The organism is Agromyces lapidis (assembly GCF_009749405.1).
In the GTDB taxonomy this organism is placed as follows: Bacteria; Actinomycetota; Actinomycetes; order Actinomycetales; family Microbacteriaceae; genus Agromyces; species Agromyces lapidis.
In genome coordinates this window covers 273,021-294,470 of record NZ_WBIQ01000005.1, presented here as the reverse complement: position 1 = coordinate 294,470, position 21,450 = coordinate 273,021, and the positions used below count along the sequence as shown (strand labels likewise).

Here is a 21,450-nt window from a genome sequence, read left to right as displayed (position 1 = left end):
GCGCGACTCAGCTGCGACGGAGGCGACGCAGCACCGGCTCGGCGAAGCCGCGGAGTTCGGGGGTGCGGATGAGCCACAGCACGGCGAAGTAGACGGCCGACATCGCGACGCCGATGACGGCCATCGAGATGAGCGACGGGATGAGGCCCGACATCGCGAAACCGTCGGGCGAGACGCCACCGAGCAGCACGAGGGCGACGAAGCCGACGATGAGAGCCGGGATGGCGCCGAGCGTGTAGCGGACGAAGCTCGACGCGATGCGCCAGCCGTCGAGGGTGCCGAGCCGGCGTCGCAACAGCACGGAGGCGAGCACGACCTGGGCGCAGCACGCGAGCGAGGTGAGCAGGGCGATGCCGATCGCGATGAACTCTGGCAGGACGTTGACGAGCAGCAGCGCGCCGGCGCTGAAGAGCACTACCTGGAACAGCGTGAAGAAGAAGGGGGTCTTCGTGTCTCCGAGGGCGTAGAAGGTGCGCTGCACGATGAACAGCAGGCTGAACGGCAGCAGCCCGAGCATGTACGCGACGACGACGTTGCCGAACTCGATGTGCGTCTCGAACGAGGCGGTGCTCGCGAAGGCGGTCGCGAACGGGTAGCTGCACATCACGAGCACGATCGCGGCCAGCACGATGATGAGGCCGACGCCGCGCGCGGCGCTCGAGAGATCGGCGCGGACCCGGTCGAGGTCGCCGTGCGAGGCGTGCTCGCTCATTCGCGTGAAGTACGCGGTCGCGATCGAGACCGTGATGACCGAGTGGGGCAGCATGAAGATGAGCCACGCGTTGCCGAGCGCAGCGACCGACGCGCCCTGGCCCGACGCGATGCCGACCACGTTCGTCTCGACGAGTCCCGCGAAGGTCGTGAGCAGGAGCATGCCGAAGGTCCAGCTCGCCATGCGCCCGGCATCGCCGAGCCCGACGCCGCGCCAGCGGAAGTCGGGGCGGTAGCTGAGGCCGATCCGGCGCCAGAACCAGAACAGCACGAGTGCCTGCACGGCGATGCCGAGGGTCGCCGAACCGGCGAGCACGGCGATCATCGCCGGGTCCCAGGCCTCGGGTGCGCGGTGACCGTCGGGGTCGCTGCCCCAGATCGCCATGAAGGCGACGAGGCCTGCGATCGCGACCACGTTGTTGAGCACGGGCACCCAGGTGAAGGGGCCGAAGCTGCGCCGGGCGTTGAGCACTTCGCCGAGCAGGGTGTAGAGGCCGTAGAAGAAGATCTGCGGGAGGCACCAGTAGGCGAAGAGCGTCGCGAGGTTGCGCGTCGACTCGTCGAGCCTGATGCCGTAGAGCATCGTGAGCAGCGGCGCCGCGATCGTGGCCAGGATCGTGATGCCGGCGAGCACGACGAGTGCGAGCGTGAGCAGGCGGTTGATGTAGGCCTTGCCGCCGTCGGCGTGCAGTCCAGCCCGGACGATCTGCGGCACGAGCACCGCGCTCAGCACGCCGCCCGCGACGACGACGTAGACCGTGTTCGGCAGCTGGTTCGCGACAGCGAACGCGTCGGCGCTCGGCGACTTCGTCAGGCCGATCGCGCTCACAAGCACCGCGGCCTTCACGAAGCCGAGCACGCGGGAGACGATCGTGCCGGATGCGAGGAACAGGCTGGCTCGGCCGATACGGTCGTCAGTCACGCTTGGGGTCCTCGGGGTCGGGAGTTTCGGTGGGGTCGTCAACGGGGTCGTTCGTCTCAGTAATGTCATCGGCCGGCTCGGCAATGGCGTCATCCGCGACGTCATGCAGGGCAGGGGCGTCGACCGCACCGCTCGCTTCCGCCGCGCGCTGCTTGCGACGCCGACGGATGTTGCGCCAGATGCCGAAGCCGAAGAAGAGCACGAGCGCGGTGGCGAGGATGCCGGCGCCGAGGCCCTCCCAGTCGGCCTGCACGTTGCCGCTGATGAAGACGGTGCGCCCGACGGCGACCCCGGTCGGCGACGAGAGGGAGATCGCGATCGTCACCTCGCCGCGCCCGACGCCGGCGGTGATCGGAACCTGCACGGTACTGCGGGATTCGGCGGGGATGGTCGCGGTGACGCTCTCCTCCACGACGAGCCGGCCGTTCGACGGGTCGGCCGAGACGATCACGGTCACCGGGTACGGCAGGGCGTTCAGCACGGTGACGGGCAACGGCGTCTCGCGCGCGAAGATGTTGACACTCGAGGAGGGCACGACCGACACGGCCTCGGTCGTCGCGCGCCGAGCAGCGAGCCACTCCGCGACCGCGGTCTCCCACGCCGCACGGTCGGTGAGCCAGGCGACGTCGAGCATTGCGAGGAGATCGCGGCGAACCGGATCGGTCAGCAGGGCGGGATCGTCGAGCACGGTGGCGAACTCGGCGACCGAGTCCTCGGCCTCGAGCATCCGCTGTGCGGAGTCGACCCGGGATGCGTCTTCGGCGAGGTCGACGAGTGCGCGGGAGGTCGGCGGAGCGCCGATCGCCTCGGCCAGGCCGGCCGTGCGAGCCGACGACGCTCTCGTCAGCTCGTCGAGCGTCGCGGCGACACGAGTCGAGTGGTCGCCCGCGTCGCGGCCGAACGTCGCGAGCAGCGCCGAGGGCGAATCGCCCGAATCGAGTGCGAGCTCGGCGAGGAGGTGACCGGTCGCCGAGCGCCACTCGGTGTCGGAGTCGGCGACGGATGCCTCGCGCAGCGGCGCGGTCAGCCGTGCGTCGGCGACCACGGCGGTCGAGCCGTCGATCGACGCGGCGGCGCCGACGCGGCCGCCCGGTGAGGTGACGTTGCCCGGCGACAAAACGGTCGTCGTGAGTCCGGCGGCGTCGAGCACCGCGAGATCACCGGCGGCGACCGTGTCGTCGGCCGGCCAGGCGATGTCGGTTCGCGTATACGGCCAGTCGAGCAGCATCTCGGTGCTCGGCACCTCGCCCGGGGCGGGCGGGGTGGGCTCGGGCTCGGCGGGGGCGGTCTCGCTCGGCGCGGGCGTCGAAGTGGCGCCGTCGGCCGGGGCCTCGGTCTCGCCGGGCTGGTCGCCCTCACCCTCGCCCTCGCCGTCGGGGCCGGGCTGCTCGGCGAAGTCGTCGGGATCGAGCGCGTCGGCGAAGCCGGTCGGTCCGAGCAGGGTCGCGAGTCCGAGCTGGGCCTGCAACGCGACATCCGCATCTGCATACGCGAGCGGGAATATCTCGTTGCCGGCCTCGCCGAGGCGGTTCAGCCAGTCGACGGCCGAGCTCGGCGCCGAGCTGCCGAGCACGCGGATCGAGGCGATGATGCGGGGGTCGACGCCGATCGCGACCGGACGCCCTGCGACGGCGTCGAGCTGCCGGTCGAGGAGCCCGAGCGGCGAGGTCCACTCTTCGAGCGTCTCGGCGTCGAACAGTCCTGAGGAGCTCGCGGGCACGGTCAGCGGGTAGACGAGGGCGACAGAGGTGCCGCTCGCGGCAGGTGCCGTGGAGGTGGCGAAGGCGTCGGCGCCCGAGGCGACCAGCACGTCGTCGACCACGAGCTCGGCGCCGAGCCCGAGCACGGGGGCGTCGCCCGCCGCGGTGATCGCCGACGCGGGAACCGTGAAGGAGACGATGGTGTTCGACCCCGCGGCGACGGGCCGGGTCTCGGCTTCGCCGAGCGCCACTCCGTCTGGGGCGGCGCTCTCGTCGGTCGAGCCGGCGCTCGCCAGCCAGGCGTCGAGCTCGTCGGAGTCATCGATGACGCCGTCGGCGCGGGTGAGGCGCACCGTGCCGGCGGCGAGGGCCTCGGCGGTGGTGTTCTCGACCTCGACCTGCACGGTCAGCGGCTGCCCGGCGGTGATCGTCGTCGTGCTCACCGGCGCGACGTGCAGTGCGATGCCCTCGGGATCGTCGGCGGCGACCTGCACCGGGATCGGGGCCGCGCGACGTTCGCCGTCGGGCCCGCCCGCGACGGCCAGCGCCCCGAGCGGTGCGGCGACGACCGCGCACACCGCAGCGGCGGCGACACCGAGAGCGACGCCGCGGCGACGCCCCGTGCCGGCTGCTCGGGCCGATGCGCGCGGCGCGTCGATCGGGCGCGCACGTCGCTCCGTGGCATCCGCACCGCCCACCGATGCCGTCGGGGGAAGCCGATCGCCGCGCGCGCGCGCAGGAGTCCGGTCGGCTGCCATGCAGGCGATTCTACGGTGAGCGAGCCGGGCGTCCGCTCGATGCCCTCCCGCCGGGCGGCCGCTCCCCCGCGTCGTCGACCCGCCCGCTTAACATGGGAGGCATGCAGAGTGTCGCGGCAGCCCTCGACCGCCTGGCCGAGGCGGCGTCTTCGCCGACCGTCGCGAAGCTCGCCGAGGCGTTCGAGCGCGCCGGCCACGAACTGGCGCTCGTCGGGGGCCCGGTTCGCGACGCGTTCCTCGGCCGCGAGATGAACGACCTCGATTTCACGACGGATGCCACGCCCGACGAGATCCTCGCGATCGTGAAGCCGATCGCGGAGGCCCACTGGGACATCGGCCGCGCCTTCGGCACGATCGGGGCGAAGGTCGCCGGCGAGACCGTCGAGATCACGACTTACCGGGCCGACGCGTACGACGGCGACTCGCGCAAGCCCGAGGTGGTCTTCGGCGACTCGCTCGAGGCCGATCTCACCCGCCGCGACTTCACCGTGAACGCACTCGCGCTGCGGCTGCCGAAGCTCGAGCTCGTCGACCCGTCGGGCGGCGTCGAAGACCTGGTGGCGAGGGTGCTGCGCACCCCGTCCTCGCCCGAGCGGTCGTTCGGCGACGACCCGCTGCGCATGCTCCGTGCGGCGCGCTTCGCCTCGCAGCTCGGCTTCGAGGTCGACGACGACACGACGCAGGCGATGAGCGACCTCGCCCCAGAGATCGACCGCATCTCGGCCGAGCGCGTGCGCGACGAGCTCGGCAAGCTGCTGCTCACCGACGCGCCGCGCCCGGGCCTCCGTCTCCTCGTCGACTCGGGGCTCGCCGCCCGCGTGCTGCCCGAGCTGCCCGCGCTGCGCCTCGAACGCGACGAGCACCACCGCCACAAGGACGTGTACGAGCACAGCCTCACCGTGCTCGAGCAGGCCATCGACTACGAGGGCGAGCGCGCTGTGCCGGGTCGCCCCGACCTCGTGCTGCGGCTCGCGGCGCTGCTGCACGACATCGGCAAGCCGGCCACGCGCCGCTACGAGTCGGGCGGCGCCGTCAGCTTCCATCACCACGACGTCGTCGGCGCGAAGCTCGCCCGCAAGCGCCTGCGCGCGCTGCGCTTCGACAACGACACGGTCGCCGCGGTCTCGCGCCTCATCGAGCTGCACCTGCGGTTCTTCGGCTACACCGACGGCGCGTGGACCGATTCGGCCGTGCGCCGCTACGTGCGCGACGCGGGCGACGCCGAGCAGCTCGAGCGGCTGCACATCCTCTCGCGCGCCGACGTCACCACCCGCAACCGCCGCAAGGCCGACCAGCTCGCCTTCGCCTACGACGACCTCGAGGAGCGCATCGCGATGCTCGCCGAGGAGGAGGAACTCGCCGCGGTGCGGCCCGAGCTCGACGGCCAGCAGATCATGAAGCTGCTCGACATCACGCCCGGCCCCGTCGTCGGCGAGGCCTACAAGTACCTGCTCGAGGTGCGCCTCGATGAGGGTCCCATCGGCGAGGATGCCGCGGCCGATCGCCTGCGCGCCTGGTGGGCCGCGCGCGGGGCGTAGCGCTCACCTGCGCCGCTCCCGGGCTCACCTGCGCCGCTCCCGGGGTGTTCGGGCTCACCTGCGCCGCTCCCGGGGTGTCCGGGCTCACCTGCGCCGCTCCCGGGGTCGCTTCCCGACACGATCCTCGTCGTCGCGGCCGCTCCCTGTCGGGAATCGACCCCGCGAACGAGGCGTACCCCTCCTCCACAGAGGAGCGTCAGCAGGATCGGCTGCAGTCTGCCGCGGAACGGTTCTCGCGCCGCCGTTCGTTGCGAGGATCACCGGCATGTCCGAGTTCCACCGCGACGCACCGGCCCTCGATCTGCTCTTCTCCTGCGCCGCTGAGTCGCCGTTCACGTCATCGAGAACCCTCGAACGGGATGCTTCTGACGGACGCCTGCATCGAGTTCGCTCAGGGGCATTCGCCAATGCACGCGCCTGGGGGTCGACCTCAGACCGGCAACGTGCACTCGGGCGCGTTGCGGCCGTCGTCTGCACCCGCCGCGATCGCGTCGTGCTCTCCCATGAGTCCGCGGCGCTGTTGTGGGGGCTGCCGCGGCTCGGGCGCTGGCCCGAGCCGGTCGAGGTGGCCGACGCCCGGGGAACCAGGCCGCGATCCCGCAACGGGGTCGTCTGGAGGAGAACGCCGTTCGATCCCGCCGAAGTCGTCGAACTCGACGGGTACCTCGTCACGGGTCTCGCGCAGACGCTCGTGGACATCGCGTGCACGAGATCGTTCCTGAACGCGGTCGTCGCGCTCGACGCCGCAGTCGCACCGGTGCTGCGGGCCGATGGTGATCGGCGGATGCCGGGTGTCGACCCGATGGCACTCGCTGCGCGGGTGCGCGATTCGGGCCGTCGGAGCGGCGCCCGTTCCGCCGACCGGGCGATCGCCTTCGCAGACGCGCGGTCGGAGTCGGTCGGTGAATCACTGAGTCGGGGTCAGATGCATCTGCTCGGGTTTCCGAGTCCGCTGCTGCAGGTCGAGTTCGGGCGGAGCGACGGTCGCATCGATCGCGTCGACTTCGACTGGCCGGAGTACGGGATCTTCGGTGAGTTCGACGGCGACCTGAAATACCTCGACCCGGCGTTCCGTGGACGCCGAACCATCGAAGAGGTCATCCTCGACGAGAAGAAGCGGGCCGATGCGATCTGTCGACGGCATCGGCGTCGATCGATCCGATGGGATTGGCCGATCGCGCGCTCTCGCGCGCTGCTTCGCTCGACGCTCCTCGAATCCGGACTCCCCCAGGTCTCGGGGGAGCTCCCCGCGTCGTGATCGCAGCCGCCGCGGTGTTCGCGGGGTCGATTCGCGACACCGAGCTCGCGCGCGGCCCGGAGCGGTGTCGGGCAACGACCCCCGGAGCGAGCGCAAGGGGCGGATGCACGGCGCAAGGGGCGGATGCCGAGCGCAAGGGGCGGGCAGGGCGCAGGGGTCGGGAGGCGCGGCGTGAGCAGCACGAATGGCGCGAGCGCGGGGCATCCGTTACCATTGACAGGTTGCCCGTGCGCCTCGATTGCGAGGCCTCCTCGGTGCGACGTATGCACAACCCTCCTGCTGCAGAGATCCTGTAGCCGTTTGAGTCCGAAGGAGGTGGGTTAGTCATGCACCAGTACGAGCTGATGGTTATCCTCGATCCCGAGATCGATGAGCGCACCGTTGCTCCCAGCCTTGACAAGTTCCTCAACGTCATCCGTAACGATGGCGGCACCGTCGACAAGGTCGACATCTGGGGACGTCGTCGTCTGGCCTACGAGATCAACAAGAAGAACGAGGGCATCTACGCCGTCGTCGACTTCACCGCCGAGTCCAAGACCACCGATGAGCTCGACCGCCAGCTGAACCTCAGCGAGGCCGTCATGCGCACCAAGGTCCTCCGCGCCGAAGAGGCGATCGCACAGGTCGCCGCTCACGCGAAGGCTCAGGAGGCGAAGGCTGCCAAGAAGGCCGCCGCCGCCGCCAAGGCCACCGCCAAGAAGGACGCCTAGTCCCCATGGCCGGCGAGACCATCATCACCGTGGTGGGCAACCTCACTGCAGATCCCGAGCTGCGTTACACGCAGAACGGTCTGGCGGTTGCCAACTTCACCATCGCCTCCACTCCCCGTACGTTCGACCGTCAGGCGAACGAGTGGAAAGACGGTGAAGCGCTGTTCCTGCGCGCGAGCTGCTGGCGTGAATTCGCCGAGCACGTCGCCGGTTCACTCACCAAGGGTTCCCGGGTCATCGCTTCCGGGCGTCTCAAGCAGCGTTCCTACGAGACGAAGGAAGGCGAGAAGCGCACCACCATGGAGCTCGAGATCGACGAGATCGGTCCCTCGCTCCGGTACGCCACCGCTTCCGTCACTCGTGCGCAGTCGAACCGCGGTGCGGTCGGCGGCGGTGGCTCCTTCGGGGGCGGCCAGTCCGACGACGCATGGGCGCCCAGCGCTCCCGCAGCCCAGCAGCAGCAGGGCGGCGGGGATGTCTGGAACACCCCGGGCACCGGCTACGGCGACGAGACCCCCTTCTAATATTCGGCGGGCCCTGCGGCCCGCATCCTCAAGACAGGAAAACCAATGGCTGGAAAGAGCAGCGGCGATCGCCGCAAGCCGAGCCGCGGGAAGGGCGCGAAGAACGCCGCCCCGGCGAAGTCGATCAAGGTCGGCATCATCGACTACAAGGACGTTGCGACCCTTCGCAAGTTCATCTCGGAGCGTGGAAAGATCCGCGCCCGTCGCATCACCGGTGTCTCCGTGCAGGAGCAGCGCCTCATCGCCCGCGCCGTGAAGAACGCGCGCGAGATGGCCCTCCTGCCCTACTCGGGCTCCGGCCGCTAAGGAGCACGACAATGGCAAAGGTTATTCTCACGCACGAGGTCACCGGCCTCGGCACGGCCGGCGACGTCGTCGAGGTCAAGAACGGCTACGCGCGCAACTACCTGGTTCCCCAGGGCTTCGCGACGCCGTGGACCCGCGGTGGCGAGAAGCAGGTCGAGCAGATCAAGGCCGCCCGTGCGGCTCGCGCCCTGCACTCGCTCGAAGACGCGCAGGCCCTCAAGGCCAAGCTCGAGTCGGGCAAGGTCAAGCTGGCCGTCAAGGCCGGCCTCGGCGGCCGCCTGTTCGGTTCGGTGAAGACGGCGGATGTCGCGGACGCAGTCGAGGCCGCAGGCCTCGGCTCGATCGACAAGCGCAAGATCCAGATCCCCACGCCGATCAAGTCGGTCGGCGACCACGAGGCGACGGTTCGTCTGCACGACGAGCTCACCGCGACGATCACCCTTCAGGTGGTCGCGGCGAAGTAATCGCCCGAGAGATCGCGAGCGGCGGTCGGGAGCTTCGGCTCCCGGCCGCCGCTTCGTCGCTTCGGGGTGCGTCGGGGCTGCGTCGGGCTGCTTCGGGGCGTCCCCCGGACGGGCGCTGCGTGTGTCGGAAACGCGCGCTGCGCCTACACCCGTGCGCGGCCTGCGCGCAAGTCCACATCCGGGTTCCCTGTGACTGTTGTACACAGGTGGAGAACTCGGTGGGGAATACTTCTGAAGAAGTTTTTCCCCACAGGTGTGTACAGTTTTTACGCCTGATCAGATCAGAATTCAACCAATGTAATTCACACGAATTCCACAGTTCTCCACAGGTGGAATGCACATGTTGAACGGCGTTTCGCCCAGATTCTCCCCAGAGTTATCCACAGGCCGGCTTGTGCTGTGGACGGGCCCCTCATATCGTGAAGCAGCGTCCCACGAACAGTGGATCTTCCTCGCGTCGATGAGCCGGTGTCGGTGGCTCCGATGACACTGAAGTGCGGGCGCGGGTCGCTCGCCCGTACGAGCTCGAACACGGAGGTCATTCACTTGTCGATCGCGCATATCGGGCTCGCCGAACCGGTCGATGAGACCGACGCCCGACGAGGCGAACGAGTCCCTCCGCACGACCTCCTCGCCGAACAGAGCGCACTCGGCGGCATGATGCTCTCGAAAGACGCCGTGGCCGACGTCATCGAGACGATCCGCGGCATCGACTTCTACGTGCCCAAGCACGAGGTCGTCTTCAACGCGGTGCTCACGCTCTACTCGCACGGCGAGCCGACCGACGTCATCGCGGTCACCGACGAGCTGACGAAGACCGGCGACCTGCAGCGCGCCGGCGGCGTCGAGTACCTCCACACCCTCACGAGCCTCGTGCCGACCGCCGCGAACGCCGGCTTCTACGCCTCGATCGTCGCCGAGCGCGCACTGCTGCGCCGACTCGTCGAGGCGGGCACGCGCATCGTGCAGATGGGCTACGCCGGCGAGGGCGAGGTCGTCGACCTCGTGAACAACGCCCAGGCCGAGATCTACTCGGTCACCGGCTCGGTCGAGACCGAAGACTATGTGCCGCTCTCCGAAGCGGTCACCGTCGCCATCGACGAGATCGAAGCGGCCAAGCACACCGACGGCAAGTTCACGGGTGTTCCGACCGGCTTCGCCGACCTCGACGACCTGACGAACGGGTTCCACCCCGGCCAGATGATCATCGTCGCCGCGCGCCCCGCCATGGGCAAGTCGACGCTCGCGCTCGACTTCGCACGCGCGGCGTCGATCACCAACGGCCTGCCCTCCGTCTTCTTCTCGCTCGAGATGGGCAAGAGCGAGATCGCCATGCGCCTGCTCTCGGCCGAGTCGAACGTGCCCCTGCAGAACATGCGCAAGGGCACCGTCGACTCCCGCGACTGGACCACGATCGCCTCGACCCGCGGTCGCATCAACGACTCCCCGCTCTACATCGACGACTCCCCCAACATGACTCTCGTCGAGATCCGCGCGAAGTGCCGCCGCCTCAAGCAGAAGGTCGGGCTGAAGATGGTCGTCATCGACTACCTGCAGCTCATGACGAGCGGCAAGCGCGTCGAGAGCCGCCAGCAGGAGGTCTCGGAGTTCTCGCGCGCGCTGAAGCTGCTCGCGAAAGAACTGCAGGTGCCGGTCATCGCCCTCTCGCAGCTGAACCGTGGCCCCGAGCAGCGCGCCGACAAGATGCCCGCGATCAGCGACCTGCGCGAGTCGGGTTCGATCGAGCAGGACGCCGACATGGTGATCCTGCTGCACCGCGAGGCCGCCTACGAGCGCGACAGCCCCCGCGCGGGCGAGGCCGACCTCATCGTGGCCAAGCACCGTAACGGTCCGACCCGCACCATCACGGTCGCGTTCCAGGGGCACTTCTCCAAGTTCGCTGACATGGCTCCGATGTAGTCCTGGCCCGACCTTGTCGAAGTCGGAGCCAGTCGGCAGACTGGCGGCACGGACGCAAGGGAGACTGCCATGGGGGGCGTTACGACCTCGCACGTGATCAAGCCGCTCACGCTCGAGACCTTCCCCGCGTGGCTGGCGCTCGCGCAGAAGCACAACGGGGTGTGGGGCGGGTGCTACTGCTCGTACTTCCACGATGACACGGAGCACACCGCCAAGGAAGACTTCGACCGGCCGATGTTCAAGCAGCGACTCGTGGCGGAGGGTGTCGCGCACGCCGCGCTCGTCTTCGACGGCGACCGTGCGATCGCGTGGTGCGAGTACGGCAGTCCGGTCGAGCTGCCGAACATCTACCACCGCAAGCAGTACGAGGCGGGCGAGACCACGCCGGCACCGTGGCGCATCACCTGCTTCTTCGTCGACCGCGATCACCGACGGTCAGGAGTCGCGCGCGAGGCGCTGGAGGGCGCGCTCGAGCTGATCGCGCGGGCCGGCGGGGGCGAGGTGGTCTCGTTCCCCAATGAGCTCGCCCCCGACAAGAGGACGTCGTCGTCGTTCCTCCACAACGGCACGCGGGCCATGTTCGAGAAGGCCGGGTTCACCTTCGAGCGGCACATCGGCAAGAGCAAAACCGTGATGCGCAAGACGGTCCTACCCGCCCGCGGCTGACGCCGGGCTCGCGCGGGGACGGTCGTCGGGGTCGTGCCCGTCCGCAACGGCGGCCTCTCGGCGCGCCCTCGAGCCGCGGGGTGCCGAGGCCTCCGCGGCCTGCTGCGCGCCGTCGAATTCGCCGCACTCGAAATCTCCTCGAACGAAATTTGGTATTCAGTGTTGCTAAGTACCGGTACTCAGTGTTACTTTGTAGTGGTAGTCAGCAACACTGATTACCAGCACCACTAAGTAGTGAAAGTGAAAGGAGCGTTCCATGGGCAAGCAGATGACCGAGATGCTCAAGGGCACGCTCGAGGGCATCGTCCTTGCGATCCTCGCCGTACAGCCGGCTTACGGCTACGACATCACGGCGCGGCTGCGAGAGCGCGGCTTCACCGACATCGCCGAGGGCACGATCTACGCCCTCCTGGTGCGGGTCGAGCAGCGCGGTCTCGTCGACGTCGAGAAGGTGCCCTCCGAGAAGGGCCCGCCGCGCAAGGTCTTCACGCTCAACGAGCGGGGCCGAGGCGAACTCGAAGAGTTCTGGAGGACGTGGAGCTTCCTCGCAGAACGTATCGAACAGCTCCACCAGACCGACGAAACGGAGAAGTGACCATGGCTGCAAAGTGGATCGAAGCCCTCACCGGCTCCCTCGAGCAGAAGAAGCAGTACAAGCAGTACAAGGCCCGCATCGAGGGCCTCCCCGAGCCGTATCGCGGCAGCGCGAAGGCGCTCGACCGGTACTTCATGTACGCCGGCGGCATCACCGACGGCGAGACCATGGTGAAGATGCTCGAGGACTTCGCCGACCTGTGGGAGCGCGCCGCGATCGACGGCACGCCCGTCAGCGAGATCGTCGGCGACGACCCCGTCGCCTTCGCCGAGGAGTTCACGCAGGCGTACGGCGGCAAGCAGTGGATCGACAAGGAGCGCGCTCGCCTGAACACGGCGATCGACGAGGCGAAGAAGGAGCAGTCATGAACACCGTCACCGCACCCGCCATCCGGGTCCAGGGCATCGAGAAGTCGTTCAAAGACCTCCAGGTGCTGAAGGGCGTCGACTTCGACGTCGCGCGGGGCAGCATCTTCGCCCTGCTCGGCTCGAACGGCGCCGGCAAGACCACCCTCGTCCGCATCCTCTCGACGCTGCTGAAGTCCGACGCCGGCACCGCGACCGTGCACGGCTTCGACGTCGCCGGCGCCCCCGGCGACGTGCGCGAGTCGATCAGCCTCACCGGGCAGTTCGCCGCGGTCGACGAGGTGCTCACCGGCCGCGAGAACCTCGTGCTCATCGCGAAGCTGCGGCACCTGAAGAACCCGGGCGCGATCGCCGACGAACTGCTGGCCCGGTTCTCGCTCACCGAGGCGGGCGGGCGCAAGGCCGGCACCTACTCGGGCGGCATGCGCCGCCGGCTCGACATCGCGATGAGCCTGATCGGCGACCCGCCGATCATCTTCCTCGACGAGCCGACCACCGGGCTCGACCCGCAGGCGCGCATCGAGGTGTGGCAGACCGTCAAGGAGCTCGCCGACCGCGGCACGACCGTGCTGCTCACGACCCAGTACCTCGACGAGGCCGAGCAGCTCGCCGACCGCATCGCCATCCTCCACGAGGGCACGATCATCCAGAACGGCACCCTCGCCGAACTCAAGCAACTCCTTCCGGCCGCCACGGTCGAGTACGTCGAGAAGCAGCCGACGCTCGAAGAGGTCTTCCTCACGCTCGTCGGCGCCGGCGCCGGCAACGACAACGGAAAGGACTCATGATGACCACCCACGTCCTGAGCGACACCCGGGTTCTCACGGGCCGCTCGCTCACCCACATCCTGCGCAGCCCCGACACGATCATCACCACCGCGGTCACGCCGATCGCGCTGATGCTGCTCTTCACCTACGTGCTGGGCGGGGCGATCAACACGGGGTCCGACGAGTCGTACATCGATTACATGCTCCCCGGCATCCTGCTCATCACGATCGCGTCGGGCATCGCGTACACCGCGTACCGGCTCTTCCTCGACATGCAGGGCGGCATCTTCGAGCGCTTCCAGTCGATGCCGATCTCCCGGTCGAGCGTGCTCTGGGCGCACGTGCTCACCTCGCTCGTCTCGAACCTGATCTCGGTCGCGATCGTCATCGGCGTCGCGCTGCTCATGGGGTTCCGCACCGGGGCATCCGTCGCGGTCTGGCTGGCGGTCGCGGGCATCCTGGTGCTCTTCACCCTCGCCCTGACTTGGCTCGCGGTGATCGCCGGCCTCTCGGCGAAGACCGTCGACGGCGCGAGCGCCTTCAGCTACCCGCTGATCTTCCTCCCGTTCATCAGCTCGGCCTTCGTGCCGACCGACTCGATGCCCGCTCCGGTCGCCTGGTTCGCCGAGAACCAGCCGGTGACCTCGATCGTCAACTCGATCCGGGCGCTGTTCGCGGGGCAGCCCGTCGGCAGCGACATCTGGGTCGCACTGGCCTGGCTCGTCGGCATCCTCGTCGTCGCCTACGTCTGGGCGATCGCGATCTACAAGCGCAAGATGAGCTGACGGCTCCTCGAGCGCAACACCTCGAACGCCGCCCGGCCCCTCAGGGGGTGCGGGCGGTGTCGTCGTTCGCGGGTCTGAAGATCAGTCGAGCTCGCGCAGCGGCGAGGTGCGTTCGCCCCCGGCATCCCCGGTGTTGACGGTGCCGCGGCGCTCGATGAGCACGGCGTGCACCTCGGCGTCGGCCCGCGGGCAGTGCTCGACGCCCTTCGGCACCACGAACATGTCGTCAGGGCCGAGCACCACGTCGCGGTCGCGCAGCTGGATCGTGAGCTGACCGCTCAGCACGAGGAACAACTCGTCGGCATCGGGGTGCGTGTGCCAGACGAACTCGCCCTGGAGCTTCACCACCTTGACGTCGGTCTCGTCGACGCTCGCAAGCCGGTGCGGCTGCCAGGGCTCGGCGATCGAGGCGAGGGCGGCCTTGAGGTTGCGTATGTCTTCACTCACGCGGTCGAGCCTACGAGGGCGGGTCGGATGCCGCGAGGGATCGCCTGCGGCAGGATGGGCCCATGGCAGAGCAGTTCACCGCGATCGTCGAACCGCACGAGAAGATGCGCGGCCTCGAGGTGCCGCCCGAGGTCGTCGAGGCGCTCGGGGGCGGCAAGCGCCCGCGCGTCGTCGTCACGATCGCCGGCCATTCGTGGCGCACCCGCATCGCGATCATGCGGGGGCGCGACCTGATCGGCTTCAGTAACGCGAACCGCGCCGCCACCGGCGCGCAGGTCGGCGACGAGGTCGAGATCGACCTCGAACTCGACACCGAGCCGATCGCGTTCGAGGAACCCGAAGAGCTCAGCGAAGCGCTCGAGGCCGACCCCGCCGCACGCGCCGCGTTCGACGCGCTGACCCTGGGCCGGCGGCGCCAGCATGCGCGGGTGATCGATCAGGCGAAGGCCGCCGACACCCGGGTGCGCCGCGTCGAGAAGTTGCTCGCCGAACTGCGCGGCGCCTGACGCCGCCCGGTGGTAGGAATGGCAGGGTGCCGATCCTTCCGAAAGAACGCGACCCCCGGCTCATCACCATCCGTCGTGGCGGAACCCTGAGCGACGACGACCATCGCAGGCTCGCCGAGTGGGCGATCGCCTGCTCCGAGCACGTGCTGCCGTTCTTCGAGTGCGCCCGGCCCGACGACCCGAGGCCGCGCGAGGTGCTCGAGGTCGCGCGCGGCTGGGTGCGCGGCGAGGTGCCGATGCGCGCGGCGCATCATGCCGCGTTCCACGCGAATGCCGCCGGTCGCGATCAGCCCGCGCCGGTGAAGTTCGCCGCGCTGTCGGTGGGCCAGGCGGTCGCCGTCGCGCACGTCGCCGAGCACGAGCTCGGCGCGGCGGCGTACGCGATCAGGGCCGCGGCCGCGGCGGCGGCCGAGCAGGGCGGTGCGGATGCCGCGGAGCCGGCCCGTCTCGCGGAGCGCGACTGGCAGCGCGCGCAGCTGCCGCCCGAGATCCGCGAGCTCGTGCTCGAGGACCAGCTGCGCAGGAGCCCGATCTGCTGGAACGTCTTCGATGACTGAACGGCTCGGCCGGGTCTACTTCGGGATGCAGGCGGTCGCCGGCTTGACTTGGTGGATCGCCGTGTTCACGGTGCCGTTCGTGCGGGAGGCCACGCTCGGCGGGCTCGACGCGGTGCTCGTCGCCGTGCTCGATGTCCCGCTCTTCGTCGGCGCCTCGGCGATCGCCGCGTTCGGCGTGCGGGCGGCGGCGTTCGTCGCGACGGGGTGGACCCTGATCGTCACCGGGCTGCTGGCGGTGTACGCGACGGTGACCGGCGAGGCGGGCTGGGGCGTGCTGCTCATGGGGGCGGCGACCGTGGCATCCGTGGTGGCGCTCAGCCTGATGGTGCTCGGACGCGTGCCGACCGAGTGGATGCTCGTCGGCCCCTTCGCCTTCCGCCGTGCGGATGCGACGGCGAAGACGGGCGCTCACCTGGCGGCGACCGCCGCGCAGATCACCGTCTTCTGGGGAGTGCTGCTCGGCGTCGTGCCGGTCGTGATCGCCTGGCTCGAGCGGCGCTGGGGCCTGGCCGTCGATGCGCCGACCTGGCTCCTCCCGTTCGGTGCCGTCGTGTTCGCGCTCGCGAGCGCCCTCGGCATCTGGTCGGCGATCGCGATGGCGACCCGGGGCGTCGGCACGCCGCTTCCTGCAGCGACCGCGAACCGCTTGGTCGTCGCGGGCCCGTATCGTTTCGTGCGCAACCCGATGGCGGTGGCCGGGATCACCCAGGGCGTCGCGGTCGGGCTCATGCTCGGCTCGTGGCTGGTCGTCGTGTACGCGGTCGCGGGTGGGCTGTTCTGGAACTTCGTGGTGCGCCCGCTCGAGGAGGCCGAGCTGGAGGCGCGGTTCGGTGAGGAGTTCCGCCGGTACCGCGAGGCGGTGCGGTGCTGGGTGCCGACCCTGCCCGGTGCTGCGGCTCTGGAGTGACGGACTGGCGGGGTTGGTGCGACGAATGGGGCTGCGGTCATCGAATCGGTTCGATAGGCTCGTTGGCAACGCAAACATCTGATGCCCCTCCGCAGAGACCCGCCGAGAGTTCACATGACCACCTCCCTCACCACGGGCGCGCCCTGGCGCGTCATCCTCGTCTTCGCGACGCCGCTGCTCATCGGCAACATCGTGCAGCAGCTCTACCAGGTCGCCGACGCGATCGTCGTGGGGCGATACCTCGGCATCGACTCGCTGGCCGCGGTCGGCGCGACCGGGTCGCTGCTGTTCCTGCTGCTGGGATTCGCGTGGGGGGTGACCTCGGGCTTCGCCATCCCGACGGCGCAGGCCTTCGGCGCCGGTGACCACGACGCGGTGCGCCGCTCGGTCGCGACGGGCACGGCGCTCACCGCGGCGATGAGCGCATGCCTCACGATCGGCGCCCCGTTCCTCGCCGAGCCGATCCTGCGACTGCTGCAGACCCCCGAAGAGCTGCTCGTCGAGGCGACCGTGTTCACGCAGGTCAGCTTCCTCGGTGCCTCCGCGGTGATGTTCTTCAATTACCTCTCCGCGGTGATCCGGTCGCTCGGCGACTCGCGCACGCCGCTCGTCTTCCTCACGATCGCGTGCGTGCTGAACGTCGGCCTCGTCGTGCTCATGGTCGGCCCGCTCGGCTGGGGCGTGGCGGGAGCGGCGTGGGCGACGGTCGTCGCGCAGGCCGTCTCGGTCGCCCTCTGCCTCGGGTACGTGCGCCGCCGCCTGCCCGTGCTGCACCTTCGCCGCACCGACTGGCGGGTGTCGCGCGGCGAGCTGCGCGAGCACCTGCGCGTCGGCATGGCCATGGGCGTGCAGACCTCGATCATCGCGATCGGCACGCTCACCGTGCAGGTCGCGCTCAACGAGCTCGGCGCCGACGCCGTCGCCGCCTTCACGATGGGGTCGAGAGTCGAGTCGATCGCGATCGCACTGCTCTCGTCGATCGGCCTGGCCGCGTCGATGTACGCCGCGCAGAACCTCGGCGGCAGACGCCCCGACCGCGTTCGTCGCGGGGTCGTGCAGGCGACGTGGATGTCGATCGGGGCGGCGGTGGCGGTCGGCGCCCTGCTCATCCTCTTCGGCGATCGGCTCGTGCAGCTCTTCGTCGGCGAGGGCTCGGCCGACGTGGTCGCCGACGCCGCCCTCATGCTCAGCATCGACGGCTTCACCTACTCGCTGCTCGGCGTGCTGTTCGTGCTGCGCGGAGTGCTGCAGGGCCTCGGGTACACCGCCGTGCCGACGGTGTCGGGCGTGATCGAGCTCGTGATGCGCGTCGGGGCCGCGATCGTGCTCGGCTCGATGTTCGGCTTCGTCGGGGTCGTGCTCAGCAACCCGCTCGCCTGGCTCGGGGCGGTGGTGATCCTCGTTCCCGCCTACGTGCGCGAGCACCGTCGGCTCGGGCGGCTGCCGGTCGAACCGCTCGCCCCGACCCCGACCACGCCGATCGCCGTCATCGGGCCGGTAGACGGTTCGATGACCGTGGACGCCGTCGTGACCGGCTCGGTGCCGGCGCAACGGCCGATTGCGGCGGCCGCGCCCGTGGCTGCGTCGGCCGACGATGATCAGGACCCCGACCCCGACCCCGACCTCGAGCCGAGCGTCGAGCGCGGCTGACGAGCGCGGCCGACGAGCGCGATCGGCTCGCTGCGCCGGTCGTGCAGCTTGCGCTCCGAACGCCGTCCGGCTGTCACGGCGGGTCTAGCCGCATGCAGACAACGCGCGTACCGTCGAGCCCATGACGAAGCTCATCGAGAACCTGGCGGAATCGGTGCCCGCGTGGGGCGCGAAGGTGGCATACGGCGAGAAGTCGGCGATCGACGGACGAGAGTTCGTTCCGGTCGCGTTCGTGGCCTTCGGGTTCGGCGGGGGCGAGGGCTCCGGCGACATGCCGGAGTCCGACAAGAACCCCGGCGGCCGGGGCGAGGGCAGCGGCGGTGGTGGCGCGGGCTACGCCGTGCCGATCGGCGCGTACATCGGCGGACCCGACGGCTTGCGATTCCGCCCCAACACGATCGCCCTCGTCGCGGTCGCGGTGCCGCTCGTGGCGGCGATCGGCGCCGGCCTCGCGGCGATCATCGGCGCGAGCCGGTTCAACCGCGCGCGCTGACCGGCGGCACGACGGCGCGACCGCATCGCTGCGCCGCTCTTCTTCGGCGCCCACCGCGGAGGGAGCCGGCGCCGCGGATGAGGCCGCGCTCCGCAGCATCCAGCGCGTGACTTGTGCGGCGCGCCCACGCGATCTACCATTGCCTCGCGCGATAAACGAATGTAGCGTTCGATTATCGAACAGCACGAGGCATCCATACCCATCAGCCAAGGGATGCCCCGTCACGACGATGTGAGGAGCCATCCCGTGCAGTTCCACCACCACGGCTACGTGTCCGGCGACCCGCGGGTGCAGCCCGCTGCGGGAGTCGGCGTCGACCGCCCCGAGGAGCTGCCCGACGAGATGGACGTGCTCATCGTGGGCTCGGGCCCCGCCGGCATGCTGCTCTCGGCCCAGCTCTCGCAGTATCCCGACGTCGTCACCCGCATCATCGAGCGACGCGACGGCCGTCTGGTGCTCGGCCAGGCCGACGGCATCCAGCCGCGCAGCGTCGAGACGTTCCAGCTGTTCGGCTTCGCCGAGCGCATCATCGCCGAGGCCTACAACATCGGCTACATGAACTTCTGGGGCCCCGACCCCGCCGAGCCGCAGAACATCGTCCGCACCTCGCGCACCGAGGACTACGGGTACAAGATCAGCGAGTTCCCGCACCTCATCGTCAACCAGGCGCGGGTGCTCGACTACTTCGCCGAGGCCGCCGCGCACGGGCCGGGCCGCATCACGCCCGACTACGGCATCGAGTTCGTCGGGCTCACCGTGCACGAGGCGGGCTCCGCCGAGGCCGGCGACCATCCCGTCGAGGTTCGCGTGCGGTACACCGCGGGCGAGCGCGCCGGCGAGGAGCGCACGGTGCGCGCCAAGTACGTCGCCGGGTGCGACGGCGCCCGCAGCGGCGTGCGCGAGGCCATCGGCCGCAAGCACCTCGGCGGCATCTCGGCGCACGCGTGGGGCGTCATGGACGTCGTCGTGAACACCGACTTCCCCGACTGGCGCACGAAGTGCGCGATCAACTCCGAGGCGGGCAACATCCTGCACATCCCGCGCGAGGGCGGGTACCTCAGCCGGATGTACATCGACCTCGGCGAAGTCGCGCAGGACGACAACCACGAGGTGCGCAAGACGCCCATCGAGGCGATCATCGCGAAGGCCAACGACATCCTGCACCCGTACACGCTCGACGTGCGCGAGGTCGCCTGGTTCAGCGTCTACGAGGTGGGCCACCGCGTGACCGACCACTTCGACGACCGTGCCGCCGACGACGAGGATGCCGCGCCCCGCGTCTTCCTCACCGGCGACGCCTGCCACACCCACAGCGCGAAGGCCGGGCAGGGCATGAACGTCTCCATGCAGGACGGCTTCAATCTCGGTTGGAAGCTCGGCTCGGTCGTCTCGGGCCTCGCGCCCGAGTCGCTCCTCTCGACCTACTCGGCCGAGCGGCAGCCCGTCGCGCAGCAGCTCATCGACTTCGACCGCGAGTGGTCGTCGCTCATGGCGCGCAAGCCCGAGGAGATCTCCGACCCGCAGGAGCTCGCGACCTTCTACCTCGGCACCGCCGAGTTCCCCTCGGGCTTCATGACGCAGTACGGCCCCTCGATGATCGTCGGCTCGGGCGAGCACCAGGCGCTCGCCACGGGCTTCCCGATGGGCAAGCGCTTCAAGTCGTCGCAGGTGTCGTTCGTCTGCGACGGCAACGTCGTGCACCTCGGCCACCACGCCAAGGCCGACGGCCGGTGGCGCGTCTACGCGTTCGCCGACGCCGCGGCCGGCACCGCGACCGGCACGGCGGATGCCTCGGCGCTCGCCTCGTGGGCGGCGTGGATGTCGTCGGCCGAAGCGCCGCTCGCGCGCTTCACCCCCGAGGGGGCCGACGCCGACGCCGTCTTCGACGTCAAGGTGGTCTACCAGCAGTCGCACGACGAGATCGACGTCACGCTCGCGCCCGAGGTGTTCCGGCCGAAGACCGGGCCGCTCGGCCTCATGGACTGGGAGAAGGTGTTCGCGGCCGGCCCGAGCGTCTGGTGCCCGACCGACATCTTCGAGGAGCGCGGCATCTCTCGCGACGGCGCAGTCGTCGTCGTGCGCCCCGACGGCTACGTGGCGAACATCCTGCCGCTCACCGCGACCGCGGAGCTCGGCGAGTTCTTCGCCGGGCAGATGCTCGCGCGCTGAGCGCCACGGGCCGTCGAGCCGCTCAGCCCACCCCGGAGGCTCGGCTCAGGTTCGCCGACGCGAGCAGCAGGCGCTCGGCGAGCTCGGCCTCGGGCCGGGGGAACGACACGTGGATCACCGCGATCGCGGCCGGGGGCTGACCGGGCAGGGTGAGGGGCACGGCGACCGAGCGCAGCGACGGCACGACCTCGTCGTGGCTCACGGTGTACCCGCGCGCGCGGCTCTCGGCGATCTCGGCGCGCAGCGCCTCGGACACGTCGGGCCAGCGCGACTCGGGCAGGCCCATGAGGATCGCCTTGCCCGGCCCGCCGCGGGTGATCGGATGCCGGTGGCCCGGCCGGTACGACACCGCGGCGGTGCGGCGGGGTGACGCGCTCACGAGCGTGACGGCCTCATCGCCGTCGAGCAGCACCGCGAGCAGGCACGTCATGCCGAGGTCCTCCGCGACCTCCGAGAGCTCGGGCAGCGCGAGCTGCTGCAGGTCGCGCTGCACGCCGGCGGCGAGGGCGGCGAGCCCGGCGCCGAGGCCGATGCGTCCGGCGGCGTCGCGCGAGGCGAGCCCGTGGTGCTCGAGCGTGCGCAGCAGTCGGTAGGCGACCGAGCGGTGCACCCCGAGTTCGCCCGCGACCTCGTCGATCGAGAGGGCGCGGTCGGCGTCGGCCAGGATCTCGAGGATGCGGATGCCCCGGCTCAGCGTCTGCGATCCGGCACCCGTGCTCTCCGCCATCGGCC

General features: G+C 70.0%; 22 protein-coding genes. 18 read left to right on the top strand and 4 right to left on the bottom strand.

Features of this window, described 5'->3' with window-relative positions:
* Positions 1–7 precede the first annotated feature (7 nt).
* The gene (murJ, locus tag GQQ93_RS08355; RefSeq protein ID WP_246192196.1) at positions 8–1,633 is read right to left on the bottom strand and encodes a murein biosynthesis integral membrane protein MurJ; all 1,626 of its coding nucleotides are present in this window, start codon (positions 1,631–1,633) and stop codon (positions 8–10) included.
* Entirely contained in the window at positions 1,626–4,091 is a 2,466-nt protein-coding gene (locus GQQ93_RS08350; protein WP_157423770.1) for a DUF6049 family protein, read from the bottom strand. Before GQQ93_RS08350 ends, murJ begins: the two co-directional genes overlap by 8 nt.
* A 101-nt stretch (positions 4,092–4,192) precedes the next feature.
* On the opposite strand from GQQ93_RS08350, the gene GQQ93_RS08345 reads away from it, so the two are divergent.
* From GQQ93_RS08345 to GQQ93_RS08290, 12 genes are all read left to right on the top strand, one after another.
* Positions 4,193–5,629, top strand: a complete 1,437-nt coding sequence (locus tag GQQ93_RS08345) for a CCA tRNA nucleotidyltransferase (protein ID WP_157423769.1) — start codon at positions 4,193–4,195, stop codon at positions 5,627–5,629.
* Positions 5,630–6,122: 493 nt separating this feature from the next.
* Complete coding sequence (locus GQQ93_RS08340) at positions 6,123–6,887, top strand: hypothetical protein (RefSeq protein WP_157423768.1); 765 nt, start codon at positions 6,123–6,125, stop codon at positions 6,885–6,887.
* Positions 6,888–7,213: 326 nt separating this feature from the next.
* Positions 7,214–7,597: a 30S ribosomal protein S6 gene (gene rpsF, locus GQQ93_RS08335; protein ID WP_157423767.1), complete on the top strand. Its 384-nt coding sequence runs from the start codon at positions 7,214–7,216 to the stop codon at positions 7,595–7,597.
* Between the two features lie 5 nt (positions 7,598–7,602).
* A complete protein-coding gene (locus GQQ93_RS08330; protein WP_157423766.1) occupies positions 7,603–8,121 on the top strand; it encodes a single-stranded DNA-binding protein in 519 nt (172 codons plus the stop codon).
* Positions 8,122–8,166: 45 nt separating this feature from the next.
* Complete coding sequence (rpsR, locus tag GQQ93_RS08325) at positions 8,167–8,427, top strand: 30S ribosomal protein S18 (RefSeq protein ID WP_022889097.1); 261 nt, start codon at positions 8,167–8,169, stop codon at positions 8,425–8,427.
* Positions 8,428–8,438: 11 nt separating this feature from the next.
* Positions 8,439–8,891 (top strand): 50S ribosomal protein L9, encoded by a 453-nt coding sequence (gene rplI / locus GQQ93_RS08320; protein ID WP_157423765.1) that lies wholly within the window; start codon positions 8,439–8,441, stop codon positions 8,889–8,891.
* A 546-nt stretch (positions 8,892–9,437) separates the two neighbouring features.
* A complete protein-coding gene (gene dnaB / locus GQQ93_RS08315) occupies positions 9,438–10,811 on the top strand; it encodes a replicative DNA helicase (RefSeq protein ID WP_157423764.1) in 1,374 nt (457 codons plus the stop codon).
* Between the two features lie 69 nt (positions 10,812–10,880).
* Entirely contained in the window at positions 10,881–11,477 is a 597-nt protein-coding gene (locus GQQ93_RS08310) for a GNAT family N-acetyltransferase (RefSeq protein ID WP_157423763.1), read from the top strand.
* 256 nt (positions 11,478–11,733) lie between these two features.
* The gene (locus GQQ93_RS08305) at positions 11,734–12,072 is read left to right on the top strand and encodes a PadR family transcriptional regulator (protein WP_157423762.1); all 339 of its coding nucleotides are present in this window, start codon (positions 11,734–11,736) and stop codon (positions 12,070–12,072) included.
* Between the two features lie 2 nt (positions 12,073–12,074).
* Positions 12,075–12,440, top strand: a complete 366-nt coding sequence (locus GQQ93_RS08300; RefSeq protein ID WP_157423761.1) for a DUF1048 domain-containing protein — start codon at positions 12,075–12,077, stop codon at positions 12,438–12,440.
* A complete protein-coding gene (locus GQQ93_RS08295; protein ID WP_157423760.1) occupies positions 12,437–13,225 on the top strand; it encodes an ABC transporter ATP-binding protein in 789 nt (262 codons plus the stop codon). Before GQQ93_RS08300 ends, GQQ93_RS08295 begins: the two co-directional genes overlap by 4 nt.
* Positions 13,225–13,989: an ABC transporter permease gene (locus GQQ93_RS08290; RefSeq protein WP_157423759.1), complete on the top strand. Its 765-nt coding sequence runs from the start codon at positions 13,225–13,227 to the stop codon at positions 13,987–13,989. The genes GQQ93_RS08295 and GQQ93_RS08290 overlap by 1 nt, the downstream gene beginning before the upstream one ends.
* Positions 13,990–14,070: 81 nt before the next feature.
* Here GQQ93_RS08290 and GQQ93_RS08285 read toward each other — a convergent pair whose 3' ends face one another.
* Positions 14,071–14,436, bottom strand: a complete 366-nt coding sequence (locus tag GQQ93_RS08285; RefSeq protein ID WP_157423758.1) for a cupin domain-containing protein — start codon at positions 14,434–14,436, stop codon at positions 14,071–14,073.
* 62 nt (positions 14,437–14,498) lie between these two features.
* Here GQQ93_RS08285 and GQQ93_RS08280 point away from each other — a divergent pair, with 62 nt between their 5' ends.
* From GQQ93_RS08280 to GQQ93_RS08255, 6 genes are all read left to right on the top strand, one after another.
* Positions 14,499–14,942 (top strand): YdeI/OmpD-associated family protein, encoded by a 444-nt coding sequence (locus GQQ93_RS08280; protein ID WP_157423757.1) that lies wholly within the window; start codon positions 14,499–14,501, stop codon positions 14,940–14,942.
* Between the two features lie 26 nt (positions 14,943–14,968).
* A complete protein-coding gene (locus GQQ93_RS08275; protein ID WP_157423756.1) occupies positions 14,969–15,499 on the top strand; it encodes a putative immunity protein in 531 nt (176 codons plus the stop codon).
* Positions 15,492–16,406: a methyltransferase family protein gene (locus GQQ93_RS08270; RefSeq protein WP_246192194.1), complete on the top strand. Its 915-nt coding sequence runs from the start codon at positions 15,492–15,494 to the stop codon at positions 16,404–16,406. The genes GQQ93_RS08275 and GQQ93_RS08270 overlap by 8 nt, the downstream gene beginning before the upstream one ends.
* A 114-nt stretch (positions 16,407–16,520) precedes the next feature.
* Positions 16,521–18,056, top strand: a complete 1,536-nt coding sequence (locus GQQ93_RS08265) for an MATE family efflux transporter (RefSeq protein ID WP_157423755.1) — start codon at positions 16,521–16,523, stop codon at positions 18,054–18,056.
* Positions 18,057–18,177: 121 nt separating this feature from the next.
* Positions 18,178–18,549 carry a hypothetical protein gene (locus GQQ93_RS08260; RefSeq protein ID WP_157423754.1) on the top strand — a complete coding sequence of 124 codons (372 nt, stop codon included), beginning with the start codon at positions 18,178–18,180 and terminating at the stop codon, positions 18,547–18,549.
* 246 nt (positions 18,550–18,795) lie between these two features.
* On the top strand, positions 18,796–20,718 hold the full coding sequence (locus GQQ93_RS08255; protein WP_157423753.1) for an FAD-dependent monooxygenase: 1,923 nt from the start codon (positions 18,796–18,798) through the stop codon (positions 20,716–20,718).
* Between the two features lie 22 nt (positions 20,719–20,740).
* On the opposite strand, the gene GQQ93_RS08250 is transcribed toward GQQ93_RS08255, so the two are convergent.
* On the bottom strand, positions 20,741–21,445 hold the full coding sequence (locus GQQ93_RS08250) for an IclR family transcriptional regulator (RefSeq protein WP_157423752.1): 705 nt from the start codon (positions 21,443–21,445) through the stop codon (positions 20,741–20,743).
* Positions 21,446–21,450: the final 5 nt, after the last annotated feature.